Origin of the sequence: Pseudomonas sp. S31 (genome assembly GCF_016648105.1) — a bacterium.
Classification (GTDB): domain Bacteria; phylum Pseudomonadota; class Gammaproteobacteria; order Pseudomonadales; family Pseudomonadaceae; genus Aquipseudomonas.
Map to the genome: position 1 here is coordinate 160,902 of NZ_JACVVE010000002.1, position 24,620 is coordinate 185,521.

At 59.9% G+C, this 24,620-nt stretch carries 23 protein-coding genes; 4 read left to right on the forward strand and 19 right to left on the reverse strand.

From position 1 onward, the window contains the following. Nucleotides 1-11 precede the first annotated feature (11 nt). The 17 genes from atpD to rpmH all read right to left on the reverse strand — a co-directional run bounded on the left by atpD (nucleotide 12) and on the right by rpmH (nucleotide 15,521). Nucleotides 12-1,388: a F0F1 ATP synthase subunit beta gene (gene atpD, locus IAE37_RS03115; RefSeq protein WP_008092236.1), complete on the reverse strand. Its 1,377-nt coding sequence runs from the start codon at nucleotides 1,386-1,388 to the stop codon at nucleotides 12-14. 27 nt (nucleotides 1,389-1,415) lie between these two features. Beyond that, nucleotides 1,416-2,276: a F0F1 ATP synthase subunit gamma gene (gene atpG, locus IAE37_RS03120; RefSeq protein WP_013974905.1), complete on the reverse strand. Its 861-nt coding sequence runs from the start codon at nucleotides 2,274-2,276 to the stop codon at nucleotides 1,416-1,418. A gap of 48 nt (nucleotides 2,277-2,324) precedes the next feature. Further along, entirely contained in the window at nucleotides 2,325-3,869 is a 1,545-nt protein-coding gene (gene atpA, locus IAE37_RS03125) for a F0F1 ATP synthase subunit alpha (protein WP_201169010.1), read from the reverse strand. A gap of 21 nt (nucleotides 3,870-3,890) precedes the next feature. Continuing rightward, on the reverse strand, nucleotides 3,891-4,427 hold the full coding sequence (locus IAE37_RS03130; protein ID WP_003253191.1) for a F0F1 ATP synthase subunit delta: 537 nt from the start codon (nucleotides 4,425-4,427) through the stop codon (nucleotides 3,891-3,893). 12 nt (nucleotides 4,428-4,439) lie between these two features. Continuing rightward, nucleotides 4,440-4,910 (reverse strand): F0F1 ATP synthase subunit B, encoded by a 471-nt coding sequence (locus IAE37_RS03135; protein WP_201169012.1) that lies wholly within the window; start codon nucleotides 4,908-4,910, stop codon nucleotides 4,440-4,442. Nucleotides 4,911-4,967: 57 nt separating this feature from the next. After that, entirely contained in the window at nucleotides 4,968-5,225 is a 258-nt protein-coding gene (atpE, locus tag IAE37_RS03140; RefSeq protein WP_003097235.1) for a F0F1 ATP synthase subunit C, read from the reverse strand. A 145-nt stretch (nucleotides 5,226-5,370) separates the two neighbouring features. Then, entirely contained in the window at nucleotides 5,371-6,240 is an 870-nt protein-coding gene (atpB, locus tag IAE37_RS03145) for a F0F1 ATP synthase subunit A (protein WP_201169014.1), read from the reverse strand. Nucleotides 6,241-6,256: 16 nt separating this feature from the next. Further along, nucleotides 6,257-6,664 carry a F0F1 ATP synthase subunit I gene (locus IAE37_RS03150; RefSeq protein ID WP_201169016.1) on the reverse strand — a complete coding sequence of 136 codons (408 nt, stop codon included), beginning with the start codon at nucleotides 6,662-6,664 and terminating at the stop codon, nucleotides 6,257-6,259. A gap of 149 nt (nucleotides 6,665-6,813) precedes the next feature. Beyond that, nucleotides 6,814-7,686: a ParB/RepB/Spo0J family partition protein gene (locus IAE37_RS03155; protein ID WP_201169027.1), complete on the reverse strand. Its 873-nt coding sequence runs from the start codon at nucleotides 7,684-7,686 to the stop codon at nucleotides 6,814-6,816. A 9-nt stretch (nucleotides 7,687-7,695) separates the two neighbouring features. Then, nucleotides 7,696-8,487, reverse strand: a complete 792-nt coding sequence (locus tag IAE37_RS03160) for a ParA family protein (protein ID WP_201169028.1) — start codon at nucleotides 8,485-8,487, stop codon at nucleotides 7,696-7,698. An 18-nt stretch (nucleotides 8,488-8,505) separates the two neighbouring features. After that, nucleotides 8,506-9,156: a 16S rRNA (guanine(527)-N(7))-methyltransferase RsmG gene (gene rsmG, locus IAE37_RS03165; RefSeq protein ID WP_201169031.1), complete on the reverse strand. Its 651-nt coding sequence runs from the start codon at nucleotides 9,154-9,156 to the stop codon at nucleotides 8,506-8,508. Further along, entirely contained in the window at nucleotides 9,153-11,045 is a 1,893-nt protein-coding gene (gene mnmG / locus IAE37_RS03170; RefSeq protein ID WP_201169034.1) for a tRNA uridine-5-carboxymethylaminomethyl(34) synthesis enzyme MnmG, read from the reverse strand. Before mnmG ends, rsmG begins: the two co-directional genes overlap by 4 nt. 544 nt (nucleotides 11,046-11,589) lie before the next feature. Beyond that, entirely contained in the window at nucleotides 11,590-12,960 is a 1,371-nt protein-coding gene (mnmE, locus tag IAE37_RS03175; protein ID WP_201169037.1) for a tRNA uridine-5-carboxymethylaminomethyl(34) synthesis GTPase MnmE, read from the reverse strand. 85 nt (nucleotides 12,961-13,045) lie between these two features. After that, a complete protein-coding gene (yidC, locus tag IAE37_RS03180; protein WP_201169040.1) occupies nucleotides 13,046-14,728 on the reverse strand; it encodes a membrane protein insertase YidC in 1,683 nt (560 codons plus the stop codon). A 2-nt stretch (nucleotides 14,729-14,730) separates the two neighbouring features. Continuing rightward, nucleotides 14,731-14,976 carry a membrane protein insertion efficiency factor YidD gene (gene yidD, locus IAE37_RS03185; RefSeq protein WP_011536514.1) on the reverse strand — a complete coding sequence of 82 codons (246 nt, stop codon included), beginning with the start codon at nucleotides 14,974-14,976 and terminating at the stop codon, nucleotides 14,731-14,733. Beyond that, nucleotides 14,969-15,373, reverse strand: a complete 405-nt coding sequence (gene rnpA / locus IAE37_RS03190; RefSeq protein WP_201169403.1) for a ribonuclease P protein component — start codon at nucleotides 15,371-15,373, stop codon at nucleotides 14,969-14,971. Before rnpA ends, yidD begins: the two co-directional genes overlap by 8 nt. 13 nt (nucleotides 15,374-15,386) lie before the next feature. Further along, entirely contained in the window at nucleotides 15,387-15,521 is a 135-nt protein-coding gene (rpmH, locus tag IAE37_RS03195) for a 50S ribosomal protein L34 (protein ID WP_003253163.1), read from the reverse strand. A 607-nt stretch (nucleotides 15,522-16,128) separates the two neighbouring features. Between rpmH and dnaA the strand changes: the two genes are divergently transcribed. From dnaA to gyrB, 4 genes are read left to right on the forward strand one after another with little or no spacing between them, the layout of a single operon-like run. Then, on the forward strand, nucleotides 16,129-17,661 hold the full coding sequence (dnaA, locus tag IAE37_RS03200) for a chromosomal replication initiator protein DnaA (protein ID WP_201169043.1): 1,533 nt from the start codon (nucleotides 16,129-16,131) through the stop codon (nucleotides 17,659-17,661). A 40-nt stretch (nucleotides 17,662-17,701) separates the two neighbouring features. After that, nucleotides 17,702-18,805, forward strand: coding sequence for a DNA polymerase III subunit beta (gene dnaN, locus IAE37_RS03205; RefSeq protein ID WP_201169046.1), 1,104 nt, complete (start codon nucleotides 17,702-17,704; stop codon nucleotides 18,803-18,805). 14 nt (nucleotides 18,806-18,819) lie between these two features. Continuing rightward, a complete protein-coding gene (recF, locus tag IAE37_RS03210; protein WP_201169050.1) occupies nucleotides 18,820-19,923 on the forward strand; it encodes a DNA replication/repair protein RecF in 1,104 nt (367 codons plus the stop codon). Nucleotides 19,924-19,927: 4 nt separating this feature from the next. Further along, nucleotides 19,928-22,348 carry a DNA topoisomerase (ATP-hydrolyzing) subunit B gene (gyrB, locus tag IAE37_RS03215; RefSeq protein ID WP_201169054.1) on the forward strand — a complete coding sequence of 807 codons (2,421 nt, stop codon included), beginning with the start codon at nucleotides 19,928-19,930 and terminating at the stop codon, nucleotides 22,346-22,348. 135 nt (nucleotides 22,349-22,483) lie between these two features. On the opposite strand, the gene IAE37_RS03220 is transcribed toward gyrB, so the two are convergent. Together IAE37_RS03220 and IAE37_RS03225 are read right to left on the reverse strand one after the other, a co-directional pair. Continuing rightward, on the reverse strand, nucleotides 22,484-22,963 hold the full coding sequence (locus IAE37_RS03220) for an RcnB family protein (RefSeq protein ID WP_201169056.1): 480 nt from the start codon (nucleotides 22,961-22,963) through the stop codon (nucleotides 22,484-22,486). Between the two features lie 142 nt (nucleotides 22,964-23,105). Further along, complete coding sequence (locus tag IAE37_RS03225) at nucleotides 23,106-24,410, reverse strand: sigma-54 interaction domain-containing protein (protein ID WP_201169066.1); 1,305 nt, start codon at nucleotides 24,408-24,410, stop codon at nucleotides 23,106-23,108. Nucleotides 24,411-24,620 lie beyond the last annotated feature (210 nt).

The window sequence follows — 24,620 nt, forward strand, 5'->3', positions numbered from 1 at the left end:
GGGCGCCGGGATTACAGTTTCTTGGCTTTCTCGATCGCTTCGTCGATGCTGCCGACCATGTAGAACGCTTGTTCTGGCAGGTGGTCGTAGTCACCTTTGAGGATGCCGCTGAAGCCAGCGATGGTGTCTTTCAGGGAAACGTACTTGCCTGGCGAACCGGTGAAAACTTCGGCCACGAAGAACGGCTGCGACAGGAAGCGCTGGATCTTACGAGCGCGGGCTACCAGTTGCTTGTCGCTTTCGGACAGTTCGTCCATACCCAGGATCGCGATGATGTCCTTCAGCTCTTTGTAGCGCTGCAGAACATACTGAACGCCACGAGCGGTGTCGTAGTGCTCGTTGCCGATCACGTTCGGGTCCAGCTGGCGCGAAGTCGAGTCCAGTGGGTCGACCGCTGGGTAGATACCCAGGGAGGCGATGTCACGGGACAGAACGACGGTGGCGTCCAAGTGGGCGAAGGTGGTCGCTGGCGACGGGTCGGTCAAGTCGTCCGCAGGTACGTATACGGCCTGGACGGAGGTGATCGAACCTTCCTTGGTGGAGGTGATGCGCTCTTGCAGAACGCCCATCTCTTCAGCCAGGGTCGGCTGGTAACCTACTGCCGAAGGCATACGGCCCAGCAGTGCGGATACTTCGGTACCGGCCAGGGTGTAACGATAGATGTTGTCGACGAACAGCAGAACGTCGTTACCTTCGTCACGGAACTTCTCAGCCATGGTCAGGCCGGTCAGCGCTACGCGCAGACGGTTTCCTGGTGGCTCGTTCATCTGACCGTAGACCAGCGCTACCTTGTCGAGAACGTTGGAATCCTTCATCTCGTGGTAGAAGTCGTTACCCTCACGAGTACGCTCACCCACACCCGCGAACACGGAGTAACCGCTGTGTTCCATGGCGATGTTACGGATCAGTTCCATCATGTTTACGGTCTTGCCTACACCGGCACCACCGAACAGACCCACCTTACCACCTTTGGCGAACGGGCAAACCAGGTCGATAACCTTGATGCCGGTTTCCAGCAGGTCGTTGCCGCCTGCCTGGTCAGCGAACGAAGGCGCTGGCTGGTGGATACCGCGACGCTCTTCTTCGCCGATCGGGCCGGCTTCGTCGATCGGGTTGCCCAGTACGTCCATGATACGGCCCAGAGTGGCCTTACCAACAGGAACGGAAATGGCAGCGCCGGTGTCGACGACATCCAGACCGCGCTTCAGGCCTTCGGTCGAGCCCATCGCAATGGTACGAACCACGCCGTCGCCCAGCTGCTGCTGAACTTCGAGGGTGGTTTCCGCGCCTTGTACTTTCAGCGCGTTGTAAACACTCGGCACGACGTCACGTGGGAATTCCACGTCGATGACGGCGCCGATGATTTGAACGATACGTCCGCTACTCATAGCTGGATCCTCTGAATTTTTGAACCGTTAAACCGCGGCAGCGCCGCCGACGATTTCCGAGATCTCCTGGGTGATCGCAGCCTGACGCGCCTTGTTGTAGATCAATTGCAGCTCTTTGATCAAATCACCGGCGTTGTCTGTGGCGTTCTTCATGGCGATCATCCGGGCCGCTTGTTCAGCAGCGTTGTTCTCGACCACCGCCTGGTACACCTGCGACTCCACGTAACGCACCATCAAGCCGTCCAGCAGCTCTTTTGCGTCGGGTTCGTACAGGTAGTCCCAGTGATGCTTGAGATCCTGATCCGGGGTTGCCACCAACGGTACCAATTGCTCGACCGTCGGTTTCTGGGTCATGGTGTTGATGAACTTGTTCGAAACCACCGAAAGGCGATCGATACGGCCGTCCAGGTAGGCGTCCAGCATCACCTTGACGGAGCCGATCAGATCGTTGATCGATGGCTCTTCGCCCAAGTGGCTGATCGCGGCTACGACGTTGCCGCCAAAGATGCGGAAGAAAGTCGCACCCTTGCTGCCGATCACGCACAGGTCGATTTCAACGCCCTGTTCGCGGTTTTCGTTCATGTCCTTGACCAGGGCCTTGAACAGGTTGGTGTTCAAGCCACCGCACAGACCACGGTCACTGCTCACCACGATATAACCGGCGCGCTTCACAGGGCGCTCGATCATGAACGGGTGGCGGTATTCCGGGTTGGCGTTGGCCAGATGACCGATTACCTGGCGGATACGCTCCGCGTAAGGACGGCTAGCAGCCATGCGCATTTGTGCCTTGCGCATTTTGCTGACCGCCACTTTCTCCATGGCGCTGGTAATTTTTTGCGTGCTTTTGATGCTCGCAATCTTACTGCGAATCTCTTTTGCGCCTGCCATGTATCACCTATCAGGTTAGCAAGCGGGGGCCAGAGCCCCCGCTGCGGCTTACCAGGTCTGGGTGGCCTTGAACTTCTCGAGACCGGCTTTCAGGCCAGCGTCGATTTCGTCGTTGAAGTCACCCTTCACGTTGATCTTCGCCATCAGTTCGGCGTGATCACGGTTGAAGTAGGCGATCAGTGCTTGCTCGAAGCTACCGACCTTGGCGACTTCCACGTCAGTCAGGAAACCACGCTCAGCGGCGTACAGCGACAGGGCCATGTCCGCGATGGACATCGGCGCGTACTGCTTCTGCTTCATCAGCTCGGTTACGCGCTGACCATGCTCCAGCTGCTTGCGGGTCGCTTCGTCCAGATCGGACGCGAACTGGGCGAATGCAGCCAGTTCACGATACTGAGCCAGAGCGGTACGAATACCACCGGACAGCTTCTTGATGATCTTGGTCTGAGCGGCACCACCTACGCGGGATACCGAAACACCGGCGTTCACTGCAGGGCGGATGCCCGAGTTGAACATGGCCGATTCCAGGAAGATCTGACCGTCGGTGATGGAAATCACGTTGGTCGGAACGAACGCGGAAACGTCGCCAGCCTGGGTTTCGATGATCGGCAGGGCGGTCAGGGAACCGGTCTTGCCAGTGACTGCGCCGTTGGTGAACTTCTCGACGTACTCTTCCGAAACGCGCGATGCACGCTCCAGCAGACGGGAGTGGAGATAGAACACGTCGCCTGGGTACGCTTCACGTCCTGGTGGACGGCGCAGCAGCAGGGAGATCTGACGGTAGGCAACAGCCTGCTTGGACAGGTCATCGTAGACGATCAGGGCGTCTTCACCGCGGTCACGGAAGAACTCGCCCATGGTGCAGCCGGCGTATGGCGCCAGGAACTGCAGTGCGGCGGATTCCGAAGCACTGGCAACGACCACGATGGTGTTGGCCAGGGCGCCGGTTTCTTCCAGCTTGCGAACGATGTTGGCAACGGTGGAGCGCTTCTGGCCGACTGCAACATAAACACAGAAAATACCGGAGTCTTTCTGGTTGATGATGGCGTCGATGGCCATGGCGGTCTTGCCGATCTGACGGTCACCGATGATCAGCTCGCGCTGGCCACGGCCGACAGGGATCATGGCGTCGACGGACTTGTAGCCAGTCTGTACAGGCTGGTCTACCGACTTACGCCAGATCACGCCTGGAGCCACTTTCTCGACCGCGTCGGTCTGGGTGTTGCCCAGTGGACCTTTGCCGTCGATCGGGTTACCCAGTGCGTCGACGACGCGACCCAGCAGTTCCTTACCAACCGGAACTTCCAGGATGCGGCCGGTGCACTTGGCGCTCATGCCTTCGGCGAGGGTGTCATAGGCACCCAGGATCACTGCACCTACGGAGTCTTGCTCCAGGTTCAGGGCCATGCCGTAGACGCTGCCAGGGAACTCGATCATTTCGCCGTACATGACGTCGGCCAGACCGTGGATCCGCACGATACCGTCGGATACCGAAACGACGGTACCTTCGTTACGGGCTTGGGAGCTCACATCGAGGTTGTCGATGCGGCCCTTGATGATTTCACTAATTTCGGAAGGATTGAGTTGCTGCATTGCTCTGCTGCCCCTTCAAACTCAAGATTTCAATGCTTCGGCCAGTTTCGCGATCTTGCCGCGAACAGAGCCATCGATTACCAGGTCACCAGCGCGGATGACGACGCCGCCAATCAGGCTGGCATCCTCCGACGCGTGCAGGCGCACTTCCTGGCCTAACCGTGCACTGAGAACCTTGGCGAGTTTGTCTTGCTGTTCTTGGTTCAACGCGAAGGCACTGGTGACTTCCACGTCCACGGATTTCTCTTGTTCGGCCTTGTACAGGTCGAACAGGGCGGCAATCTCCGGCAGGAGCAGGAGACGGTCGTTTTCCGCGGCAACATGAATGAAATTCTGTGCCTGTGCATTGAACTTGTCACCGCACACGTCAATGAACGTGGCGGCCTTTTCTGCGCTCGTCAGTCGCGGGGCCTTGAGCAGGCGCTGCATGGTGTCGTCTTGCGACACCGCAGCAGCCAGGCCGAGCATGGCTGACCAATTGGCCAGTTGCTGATGGGCCTGGGCATGCTCAAAGGCAGCCTTAGCGTAAGGTCGGGCCAACGTGGTCAGTTCTGCCATGATCGCCCTCGCTTAAATTTCAGCGGCCAGTTTGTTAACCAGCTCCGCATGCGCGTTTTGATCGATTGTGGCGCCAAGGATCTTTTCAGCACCGTCAACGGCCAGGGCACCCACTTGGGTACGCAGGGCGTCTTTAGCGCTGTTCAGTTCCTGTTCGATCTCGGCCAGAGCCTGAGCCTTCACACGGTCAGCTTCGACGCGGGCCTGATCACGGGCTTCCTCGACAAGCTGAGCAGCGCGTTTCTTGCTTTGCTCAATGATTTCGGCTGCCTGTGCTTTAGCTTCACGCAGTTGCTGACCCACTTTCTCTTGGGCCAGCTCCAGGTCGCGAGCTGCGCGGTTGGCAGCGTCCAAGCCGTCGGCAATCTTCTTTTGGCGCTCTTGCAGAGCAGTGATGACCGGAGGCCATACGTACTTCATGCAGAAGAGTACAAAAATCAGGAAGGCAACGGATTGGCCAATCAGGGTTGCATTAATGTTCACGCCAACACCTCGCTCGGTCTTAATTCATCACAGCCATCAACTCGTGGTTACGAGTGATTAGCCGGCGATCTGACCAACGAACGGATTCGCGAAGGTGAAGAACAGAGCGATACCAACACCGATCATGGTTACGGCGTCGAGCAGACCGGCAACGATGAACATTTTGACCTGCAGCATCGGAACCATTTCTGGCTGACGAGCAGCGCCTTCCAGGAACTTGCCGCCCAGCAGGCCGAAACCAATGGCGGTACCCAGAGCACCCAGGCCGATCAGCAGAGCAACAGCGATAGCGGTCAGACCAACTACAGTTTCCATCTTTCCTCCCGACTTTTACGTCGTATTGGTTAGGTTTTTAGTTTGAAGCGGTAAAACAAATCGTTTGGTACAGCTGCCCTTGCGGACTTTATAAAGCCTTCCCCCCAAACGAGCGGGGAAGGCTATTCAGACACGCCAGGCGGTCTTAATGGTTATCTTCGTGAGCCATCGACAGGTAGACGATGGTAAGCATCATGAAGATGAAAGCTTGCAGGGTGATGATCAGGATGTGGAACACGGCCCACGCCCACTGCAGCACCACACCCAGGCCGCTGAGCCAGAGGATGCCGGCGCCGAACATCACGGCGATCAGGATGAACACCAGCTCGCCGGCGTACATGTTGCCGAACAAACGCAGTGCCAGCGAGATCGGCTTGGCGATCAGGGTGACGAATTCCAGCAGGAAGTTCACCGGGATCAGCAGGATCTGCAGGAAGATGTTCTTGCTGCCGAACGGGTGCAGGGTCAGTTCACCGATGAAGCCGCCCAGGCCCTTGACCTTGATGCTGTAGAAGATGATCAGGGCGAATACGCAGAAGGCCATGGCCAGGGTCGCGTTCGGGTCGGTGGTCGACACGGCGCGGAACGGAATGTGCGGATCGCCGGAGATCAGGATGGCCAGCTGCGGAATCCAGTCGACCGGTACCAGGTCGACGGCGTTCATCAGGAACACCCAGACGAAGATGGTCAGTGCCAGTGGGGCGATCACCGGGCTACGGCCGTGGAAGGAATCCTTCACGCTGCCGTTGACGAAGTCCACCAGTACTTCCACGAAGTTCTGCAGACCGCCAGGTTGGCCGGAAGTCGCCTTCTTGGCCGCCATGCGGAAGATGAACAGGAAGATCAGACCCAGCGCGACGGACCAACCCAGGGTGTCCAGGTGGAACGCCCAGAAGCCCATTGCCTTGGCTTCTGCAGCCGAATGGGCGAAGCCCCAGCTGCCGTCTGGTAGTTGACCGTAGGTCAGGTTCTGCAAGTGGTGCTGGATATAGCCCGAAGCGGTTTCTGCTGCCATGGTTGCCTCAAACGCCCTAAGGTCTCGAAAGTCTTTTATTCATCAGCAGGGGCGCGAACCAGCTGACCATAAGGGTCAGCACGAAGACGCCGAATACTGCCAGCGGCGCCAATGGCTTCACTCCTGCAAAGGTCAGTGCGAACAGCACTGCCGTCAAAATCATCTTGCCTGCCTCGCCAGCGTAGAACGACTTGACGATGGCCTGCGCTGCCCGGGCTCCGCTGAAGCGGAATGCCTTCCAGGCGAAATACACATTGGGCAGCCAGGCGATCAGACCTCCGCAGAGCCCTGAGTAACCTTTGACCGCCCCTTGCCACTGCCACAACACCAAGGTTGCCAGCAGAAACACGATGCATTGGGCCAGCAGTACGGGGAAAACCGCCCAGCGATGGAAAGGCAAGCGGTTTGGCGTGCGGATTTCCATCACAACTGCTCCTTCGAAGTCGACCAACAAGTCAGCAATGACTTGGCATAATTTGTGCCGACAAAATGCGCGCAGAGTATAGGGGTGGATTAACCCCTATTCAACTCTTCGGTAGTGATTTCCGACTGCGCGCTACAACGGGAATTGTTTCAGCGGATGTGAGCAAGGACACCTTGCAACTCATCTAGCGAGTTGTAACGGATAACCAACTGGCCTTTGCCCTTGTTCCCGTGACGGATCTGCACGGCAGAGCCCAGGCGCTCTGCGAGCCGCTGTTCAAGGCGTGCGATATCCGGATCAGGTTTGCTCGGTTCGACCGGATCAGGCTTGTCGCTGAGCCACTGACGCACCAGTGCCTCGGTTTGGCGCACGGTGAGGCCGCGTGCGACAACATGACGCGCCCCCTCTTCCTGGCGATCGTCCCCCAGGCCGAGCAAAGCACGCGCGTGGCCCATCTCCAGATCGCCGTGGGCGAGCATGGTCTTGATCGCCTCCGGCAGGGAGATCAGGCGCAGCAGGTTGGCCACGGTGACCCGCGACTTGCCCACGGCATCGGCGACCTGTTGCTGGGTCAGCTCGAATTCCTGCTGCAAGCGCTGCAGGGCCAGGGCCTCTTCCAGCGGGTTGAGGTCCTCACGCTGGATGTTCTCGATCAGCGCCATGGCGATGGCTGCTTCGTCAGGCACTTCGCGGACCATGGCCGGGACGGTATCCAGGCCGGCATGCTGGGTGGCGCGCCAGCGGCGCTCACCGGCAATGATTTCGTAGCGGTTGTCACCAATCGGGCGAACCACGATCGGCTGCATCACGCCATGGGTGCGAATCGAGTGCGCCAGTTCTTCCAGCGCCTGCGGGTCCATGTCGCGGCGCGGCTGGTACTTGCCGCGCTGGATCAGCTCGACTGGCAGGTGTTGCAGTTCTTTCTGGTCGATCTTGACAGCCTGCTCTTCGAGCGCGCTGACGGAAGGACCACTGAGCAGTGCATCCAACCCACGTCCGAGTCCCCGTTTCTTAACGGCCATGCGGATTCCTTAAGTTGTTAGTGCAGTGCGTGACTGACGGCGTTGCCGGCGGACCATTTCCCCGGCCAGGGCCAGGTAGGCCAGCGCGCCGCGCGATTGCTTGTCGTAGGCCAGGGCCGGCATGCCGAAGCTCGGCGCCTCGGCCAGGCGGATGTTGCGCGGGATGACCGTGTCGTACAACTGCTCGCCGAAATGTTCCTTGAGCTGGGCCGAAACGTCGTTGTTCAGGCTCAAGCGCGGATCGTACATGGTCCGCAACAGGCCTTCGATTTTCAGCTCAGGGTTCAGACGGGCGGCAATCCGCTTGATGTTATCCACAAGGTCGCTGAGACCTTCCAGTGCGTAGTATTCGCACTGCATGGGGATGATCACGCCGTCGGAGGCGACCAGCGCGTTCAGCGTCAGCATCGATAACGACGGCGGGCAGTCGATCAGGATGAAGTCGTAGTTCTCGCGTATCGGCGCCAGTGCATTGCGCAGGCGGCTCTCCTTGACCTGCATCTCCAGCAGGACCACTTCCGCGGCGGTCAGGTCGCGGTTGGCCGGCAGCAGTTGGTAGCCGCCGTGCTCGGAGTAGTGCATGGCCTGGGCGAGATCGCATTCGCCGATGAGCAGGTCGTACACCGAATGCTCGAGCTCGTGCTTGTCCACACCGCTGCCCATGGTCGCGTTGCCCTGCGGATCGAGGTCGATCAACAGCACACGACGCTTGGTCGCAGCCAGCGATGCAGCGAGATTGATACAGGTGGTGGTCTTGCCCACACCACCTTTCTGGTTCGCGATTGCGAATACCTTAGCCATTGTTGCGTGTGTTCCCAGTCATGCCTTGCGGCGCAGTATCAGCAGATGGCGCTGGCCCTGGCAACCTGGAACGGTCAGGGCCTGCTCGCTTTCCACTGTGAAGTCTGCGGGCAATGCTACCAGTTCGTCGGCAGGATGCAGCCCCTTCATTGCAAGCCATTGCGTCCCGGTGTCGCCCAGATGGCGTGTCCAGCTGGTGAAATTCTCCATGCTGCTGAAGGCACGGGAGATGATGCCGCTGAACGGCTGCGCGGGCTGGAAGGCTTCGACCCGGCTGTGGATAACCGTGAGGTTGTCGAGCTTCAGCTCCATTTTCACTTGGGTCAGGAAGCGCGTTTTCTTACCGTTGGCGTCCAATACCGTCACCTGCTTGTGCGGATGCAGGATGGCCAGCGGGATACCAGGCATGCCGCCGCCGCTGCCGACATCCAGCCAGGAAGCGCGGTCGCTGTGGATAAACGGCATGACGCTGAGGCTGTCGAGCAGATGACGCGAGACCATCTCGTCCGGATCACGCACGGCGGTCAAGTTGTAGGCTTTGTTCCATTTGATCAGCAGGGCCAGGTAACCCAGCAGCTTCTCGTGCTGCTCGGCGCCGAGCTCGACACCGAGCTGGCGCGCACCTGTGGACAACTCTTCGGCGTGTTGCGGGGTGACCAGGGAACTCAAGCGCTTTGCTCCAATTCGCGGCCAGCGCCGCGTTTTTTCAGATGAATCAGCAACAGGGAAATCGCCGCCGGGGTAACGCCCGGAATACGCGAGGCCTGGCCCAGGGTCTCGGGACGGGTCTGGCCGAGCTTGCCCTGGATCTCCTTGGACAGGCCGGAAATCGAGGTGTAGTCGATATCCACAGGCAAACGCGTGTCTTCGCTGGCGCGCAGGCGGGCAATTTCATCCTGCTGGCGGTCGATGTAGCCGGCGTACTTGGTCTTGATCTCGACCTGCTCGGCGACCTGTGGATCGATCACCTCGCCGCCGGTCGCTTCGATCAGCCCGGCATAGTCGATCTCTGGCCGGGCCAGCAGGTTGAGCAGGCTGTACTCGTGGGCCAGCGGCGTGCCGAACTTATCCACAATGGCTTGGCCTTGCTCGGTGTTCGGGCGCACCCAGGTCGACTTCAGGCGTTGCTCTTCACGCTCGATGCCGTCGCGCTTGGCGCAGAACGCGGCCCAGCGTTGGTCGTCGATCAGGCCGAGCTCGCGACCTTTCTCGGTCAGGCGCAGGTCGGCGTTGTCTTCGCGCAGGATCAGCCGGTATTCGGCGCGCGAAGTGAACATGCGGTACGGCTCCTGGGTACCCAGGGTGATCAGGTCGTCGACCAGCACTCCGATGTACGCCTCGTCGCGGCGCGGGCACCAGCTGTCACGGCCCTGCGCACGCAGCGCGGCGTTGGTCCCGGCCAGCAGGCCCTGGGCTCCGGCTTCTTCGTAGCCGGTGGTGCCATTGATCTGGCCAGCGAAGAACAGGCCACCGATGACCTTGGTCTCGAGGCTGTACTTGAGGTCACGCGGGTCGAAGTAGTCGTACTCGATGGCATAGCCCGGGCGCACGATATGGGCGTTTTCCATACCGCGAATCGAGCGCACCAACTCCAACTGCACGTCGAACGGCAACGAAGTGGAAATACCGTTGGGGTACAGCTCGTGGGTGGTCAGGCCCTCCGGCTCGATGAACACCTGGTGGCTTTCCTTGTCGGCGAACCGGTGGATCTTGTCTTCGATCGACGGGCAGTAGCGCGGGCCGACGCCTTCGATCACACCGGAGTACATCGGCGAACGGTCGAGGTTCGAGGCGATGATCTCGTGGGTGCGGGCGTTGGTGTGGGTAATCCAGCAGCTGACCTGGCGCGGGTGCATCTGCGCATTGCCCATGAACGACATGACCGGGATCGGCGTGTCGCCTGGTTGTTCGGTCATTACCGAAAAGTCGACCGAACGACCGTCGATTCGCGGCGGGGTACCGGTTTTCAGGCGACCGACACGCAGCGGCAGTTCACGCATGCGGTGAGCCAGGGCGATCGAAGGTGGATCACCGGCGCGGCCACCGGAATGATTCTGCAGGCCAATGTGGATAAGCCCACCCAGGAAGGTGCCGGTCGTCAGGACCACGGATTCTGCGAAGAACCGCAGGCCCATCTGGGTGACCACGCCCTTGACCTGGTCCTGCTCGACGATCAGATCGTCGCAGGACTGCTGGAATATCCACAGGTTGGGCTGGTTTTCCAGGATCTCGCGCACCACCGCCTTGTAGATGGCGCGGTCGGCCTGCGCACGGGTAGCGCGCACCGCAGGGCCTTTGCGGTTGTTCAGGATGCGGAACTGGATGCCGCTCTTGTCGGTGGCCAACGCCATGGCGCCGCCGAGCGCATCGATCTCCTTGACCAGATGGCTCTTGCCGATGCCACCGATGGCCGGGTTGCAGCTCATGTGACCGAGGGTTTCCACGTTGTGGGTCAACAGCAGGGTTTTCACACCCATGCGTGCAGACGCAAGCGCAGCCTCGGTACCGGCATGGCCGCCGCCGATGACGATCACTTCAAAACGGGAAGGGAAATCCACCACGCACCTCGTGCCTGTTTTGCGAATAGAGAAGATAAGCGGACAAGTATAGGGACTTAACCCCCTGCAAAGGAACCTTCTGCGCAAAATTTGACCAGTCTGTGGATGAGTGGCACATAACAGAAATCAAGAGAGAGAAATTTAAAAAAGCTTTGTTTTTATGTTTATTCTTATGCACGGACCTATCTGTGGATAACGTTCTACATCCCTTTAATCACCTGATGTACAGCGAAATTAAACCCTGTGGCCTAGGCACCTTGAGGGCTATGGATAACGCGGTTTAGCCTGTGGATGAAATGCCTGTTTACCCACAGGCGGGTTTGTCCTCAACAAAAATGCCCTCTTATCAACGGGGCTGAAGGTGACTTTTCCACAGACCTTAGGGACGCGTATCGCCGGCTGTGCATGAAAAATCTTGAATCAATTCCCCGTGCCCTTAGCATCCCGCTTACCGTGCGTTCGAACCCCCGCCCCTACCCACTGATTCACAGGCAAAAAAAAGCCGCCCCCGAAGGAGCGGCTCTCTACCAGCCAACGCTGTGGATTACTTACCGATGCAGAAGCTGGAGAATATCCGCCCCAGCAAGTCATCGGAGCTGAACGCCCCGGTGATTTCTCCCAATGCCTGCTGCGCCTGACGCAAGTCCTCGGCCAGCAATTCACCGGCGCCCGCCAGGGTCAGCTGCGCTCGCCCATGCTCCAGGTGCGAACTTGCCTGGCGCAGGGCATCCAGATGGCGGCGACGGGCGCTGAAACCACTTTCGGCGGTCTGTTCATAACCCATGCAGGCCTTCAGATGATCGCGCAGCAGTTGCAGGCCCTGGTCGTCGCCCTTGGCGCTCAGGGTGATGGTCACATGGCCGTCGTCGCACTGCTCGAGGCCGACCTGTTCGCCACTGAGGTCGGCCTTGTTGCGAATCAGCGTGACCTTGCCGGTATCGGGCCGCTGGTCGAGGAATTCTGGCCACAGGGCGAAAGGATCGTCGGCCTCGGGCGCCGTCGAGTCCACCACCAGCAACACCCGATCGGCCTCGCCAATGGCCTTGAGTGCCCGCTCCACACCGATTTTTTCCACATGATCATCGGTATCGCGCAATCCAGCGGTGTCGACCACATGCAGCGGCATGCCATCGATGTGGATATGTTCGCGCAGGATGTCCCGGGTGGTACCGGCGATATCGGTGACGATGGCCGCCTCGCGCCCGGCCAGCTGGTTCAGCAGGCTAGATTTGCCCGCGTTGGGCCTGCCGGCGATGACCACGGTCATGCCGTCACGCAGCAAGGCGCCCTGACCGGCTTCGCGCTGCACTGTGGACAACTCCTCGCGCACGGCATCGAGCATCGCCAGCACGTGGCCGTCGGCAAGAAAGTCGATTTCTTCCTCGGGGAAGTCGATGGCCGCTTCCACGTAGATACGCAGCGCAATCAAGGCCTCGGTCAGGCTGTGCACACGCTTGGAGAATTCGCCCTGCAGCGAGCGCAAGGCGTTGCGCGCGGCCTGGCTGGAGCTGGCCTCGATCAGGTCGGCGATGGCTTCGGCCTGGGCCAGGTCAAGCTTGTCATTGAGGAACGCCCGCTCGCTGAACTCACCTGGACGCGCCAGCCGGCAGCCAACCTGGACGCAGCGCTGCAGCAGCATGTCCAGGACCACCGGGCCGCCATGCCCCTGCAATTCGAGCACATCCTCGCCGGTGAACGAATTGGGCCCCGGGAAGAACAACGCGATGCCTTCGTCCAGCACCAGCCCCTGCTCGTCGCGAAACGGCCCGTAATGGGCATGGCGTGGCGTCAGGCTACGACCGGTGATCAACTGGCCGGCCTGGCTCGCCAGTGGCCCGGACAGACGGACGATGCCGACCCCGCCGCGGCCCTGGGCGGTAGCGATGGCGGCAATGGTTTCACGCACAGTGTTCATGCTCGAGAGCCTCTACGACAAAACGACAGATAGCAAAAACGCCCCCGAGGGGGCGTTCTTATTCACAGGCTAGCGCAGTAGCCCATCAGGCAGCGGCTTTTTTGCTCGCTGCTTCGATGCTGCGGGTGATGTACCACTGCTGTGCGATCGACAGGCAGTTGTTCACAACCCAGTACAGCACCAGGCCAGCCGGGAACCACAGGAAGAAGAAGGTGAAGATGATCGGCATCATTTTCATCACCTTGGCCTGCATCGGATCTGGCGGAGTCGGGTTCAGGCGCTGCTGGATGAACATGGTCGCGCCCATGATGATCGGCAGGATGAAGAACGGATCCTTGATCGACAGGTCGGTAATCCACAGCATCCAAGGTGCCTGACGCATCTCGACGCTTTCCAGCAGTACCCAGTACAGCGACAGGAAGACCGGCATCTGCACCAGGATCGGCAGGCAGCCGCCCAGCGGGTTGATCTTCTCTTTCTTGTACAGCTCCATCATCGCCTGGGACATCTTCTGGCGATCGTCACCGAAGCGTTCCTTCAGCGCGGCAAGCTTCGGCGCAACGGCACGCATGCGCGCCATCGAACGGTAGCTGGCAGCCGAGAGCGGGAAGAACAGGCCCTTGATCAGCATGGTCAGGACGATGATCGACCAGCCCCAGTTGCCCAGCAGGCTGTGGATATGTTGCAGCAGCCAGAAGATCGGCTGGGCGATGAACCACAGGAAGCCGTAGTCGACGGTCAGTTCCAGGCCTGGGGACAACTCCTTGAGCTTGGACTGGATCTTCGGACCGGCATACAGCATGGCGCTGGTTTCGACCTTGCCGCCAGCTGGAACGCTGATTGCCGGGCCGGTGTAGCCGATGATGTAGTTGCCCTGGCTGTCCTTGCGGGTCTGGACGAGGTTGGCGTCCGACTTCGAAGGTACCCAGGCGGTCACGAAGTAGTGCTGCAGCCAGGCAACCCAGCCGCCGGCGACGCTTTCCTTCACGCTGCCCTTGTCGATGTCTTTCATCGACACTTTCTTGTACGGCTCGGAAGCCGTCCACATGGCAGCGCCCAGGTAAGTCGCGGTGCCGGTGGCAGTGCTCGACGATGGGTCGGAGCTGGCGTCACGCTTGAGCTGGGCAAACATGTTGCCGTTCCAGGCCTGGCCGCTCTGGTTGTCGATCAGGTAGCTGACGTTGAGGTCGTACTCACCGCGCTTGAAGCTGAAGCGCTTGATGTAGTTGACACCGTTCTCGCTGAACTTGAGGTCGACCACCAGTTGGTCCTGGCCGTCGGCCAGCTGGAAGCTGCGTTGCTCGGCAGCGTACAGCGGGCGACCGGAGGAGCGGGCATCCGGACCGTTGGCGCCGGTCAGGCCGCTCTGTGCCAGGTAGACGCGCTCGCCGCCGTTGTCGAACAGCTGGAAAGGGATCTCCGGGTGGTCCTGGCGACGTGGGTACTTCGGCAGGGTCAGTTGGACGATGTCACCACCGACCGGATCGATAGCCAGGTCCAGGACATCGGTCTTGACCCGGATCAGGTCCTTGCTGACCGCGACCGGGGCAATTTCGGCAGGGCTGGATTCTGCATTCGCGCTCGGCACATCGGCGCTGGCGCCGGCGGTACCGGCCGGCACGCCATCGGGCAACGCCGGGGCTTGGGTGCTGGCAGCAGTATTCTGAGTCGGCAGGGCAGCCTGGCCGTAGTCCTGGTTCCACTTGAGGACCATGACGTAGGACACGATTGCCAGGGCGACGATCAGGATCGTGCGTTTAATATCCATGATTACTCGGCTATCGAAGAAGTTCGGGAGGAAGGAGCGGGTGGAACGGGATCGAAACCGCCGTCGTTCCACGGATGACAACGCCCCAGGCGACGAACGGCTAGCCACCCACCACGCAAGAGGCCATGGTTTTCGATGGCTTCATAAGCGTAACAGGAGCAACTGGGGTAGAAACGACAGTGGCTGGCCATCAGGGGACTGATGGCATAACGGTAAAACTGGATCGGAACGAGGGCCAGTTTACGCATTTCGGCTGTCTACCCCTGCGGAATCGGCGTTTGCCGCTGGACTGGGCCGGCTGCGCGCCAGGCGTTTCCAGAGCTTGCCAAAGTGTTGGTGCAATTCCGGGTTTTCTATCTCACCCAATCCCTTGCGCGCGACGATCACGATGTCCAGGCCAGCGAGTATCTGCTGGTTCAGACGAAAGGAATCGCGCATCAAGCGCTTGAGGCGATTGCGTTGAACAGCGAGCTTGACGCTCTTCTTGCCGATCACCAGGCCGAGGCGTGGATGATCGAGGCCGTTCTCGCGTGCAAGGATCAGCAGGTTTTTCCCTGGAACCTTGCCGGTTGGGGAGTCGAAGACCGCTTTGAAATGCCGGGGTGTAAGCAGTCGCTTTTCCCGACTGAAGTCCTGACTCACCACCTGTGCCGAAAAATCAAATGGCCAGACGCTTACGGCCTTTGGCACGACGACGCGACAGAACAGCGCGGCCGTTCTTGGTAGCCATACGGGCACGGAAGCCGTGGGTGCGAGCGCGCTTGATGGTGCTTGGTTGGAAAGTACGTTTCATGGCGTGTTACCTGGGTTTGTCGACTACGGGCCGGAATGGCCCCCTTTTTAAGAGATCGGCGATTCTAGAGAAAGCAAGCCAATAGGTCAATTTCCAACCAACCTTTCCTTACTGGACGGTGTGTCAGGAAGGTGAGCGTAGGCCATGAATGACGTGTTGACCGGAAAGTGCTTGAAGACCACACGCAGATCGACAAAAACTTAAAAAAAGAAGAGACATATAAAAAGCTTTTCTGAAGAACTTATAGATCTTAGGTGGATAACCTTCTGTGGATAACCGCTTACAGCCCTTTATCCATGGGCGGTACAGAATTTTGAAACCTTGTCGGTAACAGGTGCTGCGCTTGTGCTGGAGGTGGGCAGAACCTGTGGATCAAATGGCTGTTTATCCACAGCCGAGTTATCAACAGGCTGGCGACCAAGGTTGTGCATAGCCCTCATGGGCGGTTATCCACAGACCTTATTCACATGGCAGGAGAGACATTTCTGCCGCTAAATGGCTGTTTTGTCGTGACTCCCAGCGTTTGCACATGTGGATAACTGGGCGTCCGACCGGTACAATGGCGGTTTGTTTTTGCCTCATCCGGCTTTCAACTCAGGGGATATCCGTGTCAGTGGAACTTTGGCAGCAGTGCGTGGAGCTTCTGCGCGATGAACTGCCTGCCCAGCAATTCAACACCTGGATCCGTCCGCTACAGGTCGAAGCCGAAGGCGACGAGTTGCGCGTCTATGCGCCTAACCGTTTCGTTCTCGATTGGGTCAATGAAAAGTACCTGGGGCGTTTGCTCGAGCTTTTGGGTGAGCAAGGCAGCGGTATGGCGCCTGCCCTTTCCTTATTGATAGGCAGCCGCCGCAGCTCCGCACCGCGCGCTGCACCCAATGCTCCGGTGAGTGCCGCGGTCGCTGCTACCCTGGCGCAGAACCAGGCCAAGCCGTCCGCACCGGTTGCCATGGCTGCCGAACCTGTTGCCGTGCCCGTCGCCGAGCCGGCAGCGATCAGCGAGGAGGCCGAGCCCTCTTCGCGTGACAGCTTCGACGCCATGGCCGACTCCGCCCCTGCGCCAGCCGCCAGCGGGCGGACCGAGCAGCGGACGGTGCAAGTGGAAGGTGCGCTCAAGCACACCAGCTACCTGAACCGCACCTTCACCTTCGAAACCTTCGTCGAAGGTAAGTCGAACCAGCTGGCACGCGCGGCTGCCTGGCAGGTCGCCGACAACCCCAAGCATGGCTACAACCCGCTGTTCCTTTATGGAGGGGTTGGCCTGGGCAAGACTCACTTGATGCATGCGGTGGGTAACCACCTGTTGAAGAAGAACCCCAACGCCAAGGTGGTCTACCTGCATTCCGAGCGCTTCGTGGCCGACATGGTCAAGGCGCTGCAGCTCAACGCCATTAATGAATTCAAGCGTTTCTACCGTTCGGTGGACGCATTGCTGATCGACGATATCCAGTTCTTCGCGCGCAAGGAGCGTTCCCAGGAGGAGTTTTTCCACACCTTCAACGCCCTGCTCGAAGGTGGCCAGCAGGTGATCCTCACCAGCGACCGCTATCCGAAGGAAATCGAAGGCCTGGAAGAACGTCTGAAATCGCGTTTCGGCTGGGGCCTGACCGTGGCGGTCGAGCCGCCAGAGCTGGAAACCCGCGTGGCGATCCTCATGAAGAAGGCCGACCAGGCCAAGGTCGAACTGCCTCACGACGCCGCGTTCTTCATCGCCCAGCGCATACGTTCCAATGTGCGGGAGCTCGAAGGCGCGCTCAAGCGCGTGATCGCGCACTCGCACTTCATGGGCCGCGACATCACCATCGAGCTGATCCGTGAATCGCTGAAAGACCTGCTGGCACTGCAGGACAAGCTGGTGAGTGTGGATAACATCCAGCGTACGGTGGCCGAGTACTACAAGATCAAGATCGCCGATCTGTTGTCCAAGCGCCGTTCGCGCTCCGTAGCGCGGCCGCGCCAGGTGGCCATGGCACTGTCCAAGGAACTGACCAACCACAGCCTGCCGGAAATTGGCGACATGTTCGGCGGTCGGGATCACACCACGGTGCTGCACGCCTGTCGCAAGATCAACGAATTGAAGGAATCCGACGCGGACATCCGCGAGGACTACAAGAACCTGCTGCGCACGCTGACGACCTGATGGGCGTCGGCGCAGCTTATTGAAGGCAAGGGACTAGACCATGCATTTCACCATTCAACGCGAAGCCCTGTTGAAACCTCTGCAACTGGTCGCCGGTGTCGTCGAGCGCCGTCAGACCTTGCCGGTGCTGTCCAACGTACTGCTGGTCGTGCAAGGCCAGCAGCTGTCGTTGACCGGTACCGACCTGGAAGTCGAGCTGGTTGGCCGGGTACAGCTGGAAGAGCCGGCCGAGCCGGGCGAAATCACTGTCCCGGCGCGCAAGCTGATGGACATCTGCAAGAGCCTGCCCAACGACGTGCTGATCGATATCAAAGTCGATGAGCAGAAGCTGTTGGTCAAGGCTGGCCGTAGCCGCTTCACCCTCTCGACGTTGCCGGCCAACGACTTCCCGACCGTCGAGGAAGGTCCAGGCTCGCTGACCTGCAATCTGGAGCAAAGCAAGCTGCGCCGTCTGATCGAGCGCACCAGCTTCGCCATGGCCCAGCAGGACGTGCGTTACTACCTCAACGGCATGCTGCTGGAGGTGGCCACCGATACCCTGCGCGCTGTTGCTACCGACGGTCACCGGCTCGCGCTGTGCTCGATGCACGCGCAGATCGGCCAAGCCGATCGCCACCAGGTCATCGTGCCGCGCAAGGGTATCCTCGAGCTGGCGCGCCTGCTTACCGATCCTGAAGGCATGGTCAGCATCGTCCTTGGTCAGCACCACATCCGCGCTACCACGGGTGAGTTCACCTTCACCTCCAAGCTGGTGGACGGCAAGTTCCCGGACTACGAACGTGTCCTACCCAAGGGTGGTGACAAGCTGGTGCTGGGCGATCGCCAGGCGCTGCGCGAAGCGTTCAGCCGTACCGCGATCCTGTCCAACGAAAAGTACCGCGGCATTCGCCTGCAACTGGCGGCTGGCCAACTGAAGATCCAGGCCAACAACCCCGAGCAGGAAGAAGCGGAAGAAGAAATCAGCGTCGATTACGATGGCAGCTCGTTGGAGATCGGTTTCAACGTCAGTTACCTGCTGGACGTGCTGGGTGTGATGACTACGGAGCAGGTTCGCCTGATCCTGTCGGATTCCAACAGCAGTGCCCTGTTGCAGGAAGCTGGCAATGACGACTCGTCCTACGTTGTCATGCCGATGCGTCTGTAACCGTAGCAGGCACAATGTCTCTTCGACGTATCATGGTCACCGCGGTGCGCAACCTGCACCCGGTGACACTCTCCCCCTCCCCCCGCATCAATATCCTCTATGGCGCCAACGGCAGCGGCAAGACCAGCGTGCTCGAAGCCGTGCACCTGCTCGGCCTGGCGCGCTCGTTCCGAAGCACCCGCCTGAATCCAGTGATTCAGTACGAACAACCGGCTTGCACGGTGTTCGGCGAAGTGCAGTTGACCGAGGGGGGCACCAGCAACCTGGGGGTGTCGCGTGAGCGACAAGGGGACTTCACCATTCGTATCGACGGCCAGAATGCCCGGAGTGCGGCTCAGCTGGCCGAATTGCTGCCGTTGCAACTGATCAACCCAGACAGTTTCCGCTTGCTGGAAGGTGCCCCAAAAATTCGCCGGCAGTTCCTCGATTGGGGAGTGTTCCACGTGGAACCCCGCTTCATGCCTGCCTGGCAACGTCTGCAGAAGGCGCTGCGGCAGCGGAACTCATGGTTGCGACATGGTACACTTGACCCAGCTTCGCAAGCCGCCTGGGACCGGGAATTGTGCCTGGCCAGCGCGGAAATAGATGAATACCGTCGCAACTACATCAAGGCCTTGAAGCCCGTCTTCGAGCAAACCCTGAGCGAACTGGTCGAACTGGACGGGTTGACCCTTAGCTACTACCGAGGCTGGGACAAGGACCGGGAACTCAACGAAGTACTCGCCTCCTCTCTCCTGCGCGATCAGCAGATGGGCCATACCCAAGCGGGCCCACAGCGTGCTGATCTGCGTCTTCGTCTGGCTGCCAATAACGCCGCCGACATTCTGTCTCGTGGTCAGCAAAAGCTGGTGGTGTGCGCACTGCGCATCGCCCAAGGCCATCTCGTCAGCCAGGCTCGTCGCGGTCACTGTATTTATCTGGTGGATGACTTGCCGTCCGAGTTGGACGACCAGCATCGCCGTGCGCTGTGTCGCTTGCTTGAAGAATTACGCTGCCAGGTGTTCATCACCTGTGTAGATCACGAATTACTGAGGGAAGGCTGGCAGACGGAAACGCCAGTTGCTTTGTTCCACGTGGAACAGGGCCGTATCACCCAGACCCACGACCATCGGGAGTGAAGGCATGAGCGAAAATCAAACGTACGACTCCTCCAGCATCAAGGTGCTGAAAGGTTTGGATGCCGTGCGCAAGCGTCCCGGCATGTACATTGGCGACACCGATGACGGTAGCGGCCTGCACCACATGGTCTTCGAAGTGGTCGACAATTCGATCGACGAAGCCCTTGCCGGGCACTGCGATGACATCACGGTCATCATTCACCCGGACGAATCCATCAGCGTGCGCGACAATGGTCGCGGCATTCCTGTCGACGTGCACAAGGAGGAAGGCGTATCCGCCGCCGAGGTCATCATGACCGTCTTGCACGCCGGGGGTAAGTTCGATGACAACTCCTATAAAGTTTCTGGTGGCCTGCACGGTGTAGGTGTTTCGGTAGTAAACGCCCTGTCGGAGAAGCTCGTCCTGACTGTTCGCCGCAGCGGCAAGATCTGGGAACAGACCTACGTTCATGGTGTGCCTCAGGCACCGATGGCCGTTGTGGGTGACAGCGAAACTACCGGTACCCATATTCACTTCAAGCCTTCGGCTGAAACCTTCAAGAACATTCACTTCAGCTGGGACATCCTGGCCAAGCGTATCCGCGAGTTGTCGTTCCTCAACTCCGGCGTTGGAATCCTGCTGAAAGACGAGCGCTCGGGTAAGGAAGAGTTCTTCAAGTACGAAGGCGGTTTGAAGGCTTTCGTCGAGTACCTGAATACCAACAAGACGCCGGTCAACTCCCAGGTGTTCCACTTCAGCGTGCAGCGCGAAGATGGTGTGGGTGTCGAAATTGCCTTGCAGTGGAACGACAGCTTCAACGAAAACCTGCTGTGCTTCACCAACAACATTCCCCAGCGTGATGGCGGTACCCACCTGGTGGGCTTCCGTTCTTCCCTGACCCGTAGCCTCAACAGCTACATCGAGCAGGAAGGCCTGGCCAAGAAGAACAAGGTCGCCACCACCGGTGACGATGCGCGTGAAGGCCTGACCGCGATCATTTCGGTGAAGGTACCGGATCCGAAGTTCAGCTCGCAGACCAAGGACAAGTTGGTTTCCTCGGAAGTGAAAACTGCCGTGGAACAGGAGATGAACAAGTACTTCGCCGACTTCCTGTTGGAAAACCCCAACGAAGCCAAGGCCGTTGTCGGCAAGATGATCGATGCTGCCCGTGCCCGTGAAGCGGCGCGTAAAGCCCGTGAGATGACCCGCCGCAAAGGTGCGCTGGATATCGCCGGCCTGCCGGGCAAACTGGCGGACTGCCAGGAAAAGGACCCTGCTCTTTCTGAGCTGTACCTGGTGGAGGGTGACTCCGCAGGTGGCTCGGCCAAGCAAGGCCGTAACCGCCGCACCCAGGCGATCCTGCCGCTGAAGGGCAAGATCCTCAACGTCGAGAAAGCACGTTTCGACAAGATGATCTCGTCCCAGGAAGTGGGCACGCTGATCACTGCGCTGGGCTGTGGCATCGGCCGCGAAGAGTACAACATCGACAAGCTGCGTTATCACAACATCATCATCATGACCGATGCTGACGTCGACGGTTCGCACATCCGTACCCTGCTGCTGACCTTCTTCTTCCGTCAGCTGCCGGAGCTGGTCGAGCGTGGCTACATCTACATTGCCCAGCCGCCGCTGTACAAGGTGAAGAAAGGCAAGCAGGAGCAGTACATCAAGGACGACGAGGCCATGGAAGAATACATGACCCAGTCGGCTCTCGAAGACGCCAGCCTGCACCTGGACGAAGCGGCGCCAGCCGTTTCCGGCGTTCAGCTGGAAACTCTGGTGAACGAGTTCCGTGCCGTGATGAAGACCCTCAAGCGTCTTTCGCGCCTGTACCCGGAAGACATCACCGAGCACTTCATCTACCTGCCGGAAGTCACCCTGGAGCAACTGGGCGACCACGCTGCCATGCAGGCGTGGATGGTCAAGTTCCAGGAGCGTCTGAGCAACAGCCAGAAGTCGGGCCTGGTCTATCAGACCAGCCTGCGCGAAGACAAGGAACGCAACATCTGGCTGCCGGAAGTGGAAGTCACCTCCCACGGTCTGGCCAGCTACGTCACCTTCAACCGCGACTTCTTCGGCAGCAACGACTACCGCTCGGTCGTCACCCTGGGTGCCAAGCTGTCTACCCTGCTCGGTGAAGGTGCCTATGTCCAACGTGGCGAGCGTCGCAAGGCGATCAGCGAGTTCAAGGAAGCGCTGGACTGGCTGATGAACGAAAGCACCAAGCGCCACACCATCCAGCGATACAAAGGTCTGGGTGAGATGAACCCGGATCAGCTGTGGGAAACCACCATGGACCCGACCGTGCGCCGCATGCTCAAGGTCACCATCGAAGACGCGATCGCTGCCGATCAGATCTTCAACACCTTGATGGGGGATGCGGTCGAACCGCGCCGTGACTTCATCGAAAGCAATGCGTTGTCGGTGTCCAACCTGGACTTCTGATGGCAGCTACGAGGCCCGCGCAAGCGGGCTTTTTTTTTACGTGCGTTCGTCAAGGCGCAGTGACCAAGGCGCTGTGATCGCGATGAAAAACAGCTCTCAGAAAAAAGCCCGCATCAGCGGGCTTTTTCGTGCCGGTCAGTAACCATTGAGAATGCTCATGATCACACCGGTGGTGATGGCGACCAGCACATAGTCACCGTTGATGTGCAGCCAGCGCTGACCATGCGGTGGGGTTGGCAGGTGGCGGGTGCGCCAGTCGGTTACCCAGTAGCGGTCGCCGCGATAGCCTGGATCCACCACATGGCCGCGTTTCCACTGGGAATGCGGGACTGGCATGCCAGGCTGCGGGTGGAAGCCAGGGTCGCGATAGCCCTGGTTGTTGCTTGGCTTGGTGTGTTGCTGGCTACTCTGATGCTGGCCTTGCTGAGGACGATTCTGCTGCTGGCCTTGTTGCGGGCGGTTCTGTTGCTGCCCCTGCTGCGGATGATTCTGTTGCTGACCTTGCTGTGGACGCCCCTGCTGGCCACCGCCCTGGGACGGGCCGGGTTGAGCGAAGCTGGCCAAGGGAGCGCTGATCATCAGCGCGGCGCAGATCACTGTAAGCGTCTTTTTCATCGGGGATGTTCCTCTACTGTGAACGACCGGCAACTGCGTCCGTCGTCTATGCCTGGTGCGATGGTGTAATGAAACCACAGATTAGCGGGGGTTAACCTCAGGATCAGGTAAAGGTCCGGTAAAGGTCTGTAAGGTCGAGCGTCTATTCACGACTCAAGCCCAGGGTTTTCAGGCGCCGATACAGCGTGCGCTCGCTGAGGCCCAGGTGCTGCGCCAGCTCGCTGCGCGAACCCTGGAACCGTTCCAGCGCCTGTGCCAGGTCCCCCAGACTTTTGCTGCCTCGTTGCCGGATCACGCTGGAAAAGGCCTGTTGCCCGATGTCCTCGGGCAGGTGCTCGGGCCGGATCAACCCGTCATCGGCAAACAACCGTGCCCTTTCCAGAATATTGCGTAGCTCGCGGATGTTGCCCGGGAATGCGTGCAGCCCAAGCTGGGCAAGGGCCTGCTCGCCGAGTTGCGCGGGCGGGTGACCCGGCATGCGCTGCAATAGGCTCTCTGCCAGCAGTGGCAGGTCCTCGATTCGCTCGCGCAGGGCCGGCAGGCGGATCGGAAAACCGCTGATGCGGTAGTACAGGTCTTCGCGGAAGGTCCCCTCGGCGACCATCTGTTTGAGCGGCTTGTGGGTGGCCGACACCAGGCGGAAATCCGAATGCACGGTGCGTAGGCTGCCCACGGGGCGGAAGCTGCCCGACTCGATCAGGCGCAGCAACTTGACCTGCATCGCCAGCGGCACCTCGCCGATTTCGTCGAGGAACAGGGTACCGCCATGGGCCGCCTCGGCCAGGCCGATCTTGCGTTGGTGGGCACCGGTAAAGGCGCCCTTTTCGTAGCCGAACAGCTCGCTTTCCAGCAGCGTCTCGGTGAGCCCGGTGCAATCGACCACCACCAGCGGACCATTGGCGCGTGAGCTGCCCAGGTGGATGGCGCGGGCGAACAACTCCTTGCCGGTGCCCGATTCCCCTTGCAGCAATACCGGAATCTGCGCCGGGGCCGCTCGCTGCAGGCTGGCCAGCGCCGCCTTGAAGGCGGGAGCGCGCCCCACCAGGCCTTGCTGCTGGGGTTGGGCCGAGGCCAGGGTGATCGAGGTCAGGCGCTCGACGAAGGCCACCACCCCGCCCTGCTCGTCGAGGATCGGCCGCAGCTCCACGTCCACATGTTCCGGCCCGCGCGGGGTGTGATGAATGTGCAGCACCCGCTCCGGCACCTTGCTATCCCAGGCCTTGCGCATCGGGCAGTGCTCGCCGGCCTGGTCGCAGGGCACGGCGTAGTGGTGCGAGACCCGATGGCACTTTTGCCCCAGCGGAGCCTGGTCGTCCTGGCCGAACTGACGGCGGTAGGCAGCATTGGCGGCGAGGATGTTGTAGTCGGTATCCAGCACGATGGTGGGCAAGGCATCGTGTTCGAGGTAGGAAACCAGGGCGAGGATCTGCGGATGGGAATCAGGCATGACGGCAACCAGTGAATGACCCAGCGAGGTTAACAGGGGCTGCCAAACACTGCCATTGGCTGACAGTCGACTGCCAAAAGCACTGCCACTGTGACCGCCGATGGGCAACGTCGCGCCGCATTCATTGGGAAAAATCCCTGGCATGCATCTTGATAATCCTTCGGTTACTGCCTAGGCCTCTATAAGCCCTGGTGGATAATCTGGAGAACG

What these genes read in the sequence shown, in the direction of transcription:
- atpD (WP_008092236.1), bottom strand. Translation starts at nt 1,388, where the DNA reads ATGAGTAGCGGACGTATCGTTCAAATCATCGGCGCCGTCATCGACGTG.
- atpG (WP_013974905.1), bottom strand. Translation starts at nt 2,276, where the DNA reads ATGGCAGGCGCAAAAGAGATTCGCAGTAAGATTGCGAGCATCAAAAGC.
- atpA (WP_201169010.1), bottom strand. Translation starts at nt 3,869, where the DNA reads ATGCAGCAACTCAATCCTTCCGAAATTAGTGAAATCATCAAGGGCCGC.
- IAE37_RS03130 (WP_003253191.1), bottom strand. Translation starts at nt 4,427, where the DNA reads ATGGCAGAACTGACCACGTTGGCCCGACCTTACGCTAAGGCTGCCTTT.
- atpE (WP_003097235.1), bottom strand. Translation starts at nt 5,225, where the DNA reads ATGGAAACTGTAGTTGGTCTGACCGCTATCGCTGTTGCTCTGCTGATC.
- atpB (WP_201169014.1), bottom strand. Translation starts at nt 6,240, where the DNA reads ATGGCAGCAGAAACCGCTTCGGGCTATATCCAGCACCACTTGCAGAAC.
- IAE37_RS03150 (WP_201169016.1), bottom strand. Translation starts at nt 6,664, where the DNA reads ATGGAAATCCGCACGCCAAACCGCTTGCCTTTCCATCGCTGGGCGGTT.
- IAE37_RS03155 (WP_201169027.1), bottom strand. Translation starts at nt 7,686, where the DNA reads ATGGCCGTTAAGAAACGGGGACTCGGACGTGGGTTGGATGCACTGCTC.
- IAE37_RS03160 (WP_201169028.1), bottom strand. Translation starts at nt 8,487, where the DNA reads ATGGCTAAGGTATTCGCAATCGCGAACCAGAAAGGTGGTGTGGGCAAG.
- mnmE (WP_201169037.1), bottom strand. Translation starts at nt 12,960, where the DNA reads ATGAACACTGTGCGTGAAACCATTGCCGCCATCGCTACCGCCCAGGGC.
- yidC (WP_201169040.1), bottom strand. Translation starts at nt 14,728, where the DNA reads ATGGATATTAAACGCACGATCCTGATCGTCGCCCTGGCAATCGTGTCC.
- yidD (WP_011536514.1), bottom strand. Translation starts at nt 14,976, where the DNA reads ATGCGTAAACTGGCCCTCGTTCCGATCCAGTTTTACCGTTATGCCATC.
- rpmH (WP_003253163.1), bottom strand. Translation starts at nt 15,521, where the DNA reads ATGAAACGTACTTTCCAACCAAGCACCATCAAGCGCGCTCGCACCCAC.
- dnaN (WP_201169046.1), top strand. Translation starts at nt 17,702, where the DNA reads ATGCATTTCACCATTCAACGCGAAGCCCTGTTGAAACCTCTGCAACTG.
- recF (WP_201169050.1), top strand. Translation starts at nt 18,820, where the DNA reads ATGTCTCTTCGACGTATCATGGTCACCGCGGTGCGCAACCTGCACCCG.
- gyrB (WP_201169054.1), top strand. Translation starts at nt 19,928, where the DNA reads ATGAGCGAAAATCAAACGTACGACTCCTCCAGCATCAAGGTGCTGAAA.
- IAE37_RS03220 (WP_201169056.1), bottom strand. Translation starts at nt 22,963, where the DNA reads ATGAAAAAGACGCTTACAGTGATCTGCGCCGCGCTGATGATCAGCGCT.
- IAE37_RS03225 (WP_201169066.1), bottom strand. Translation starts at nt 24,410, where the DNA reads ATGCCTGATTCCCATCCGCAGATCCTCGCCCTGGTTTCCTACCTCGAA.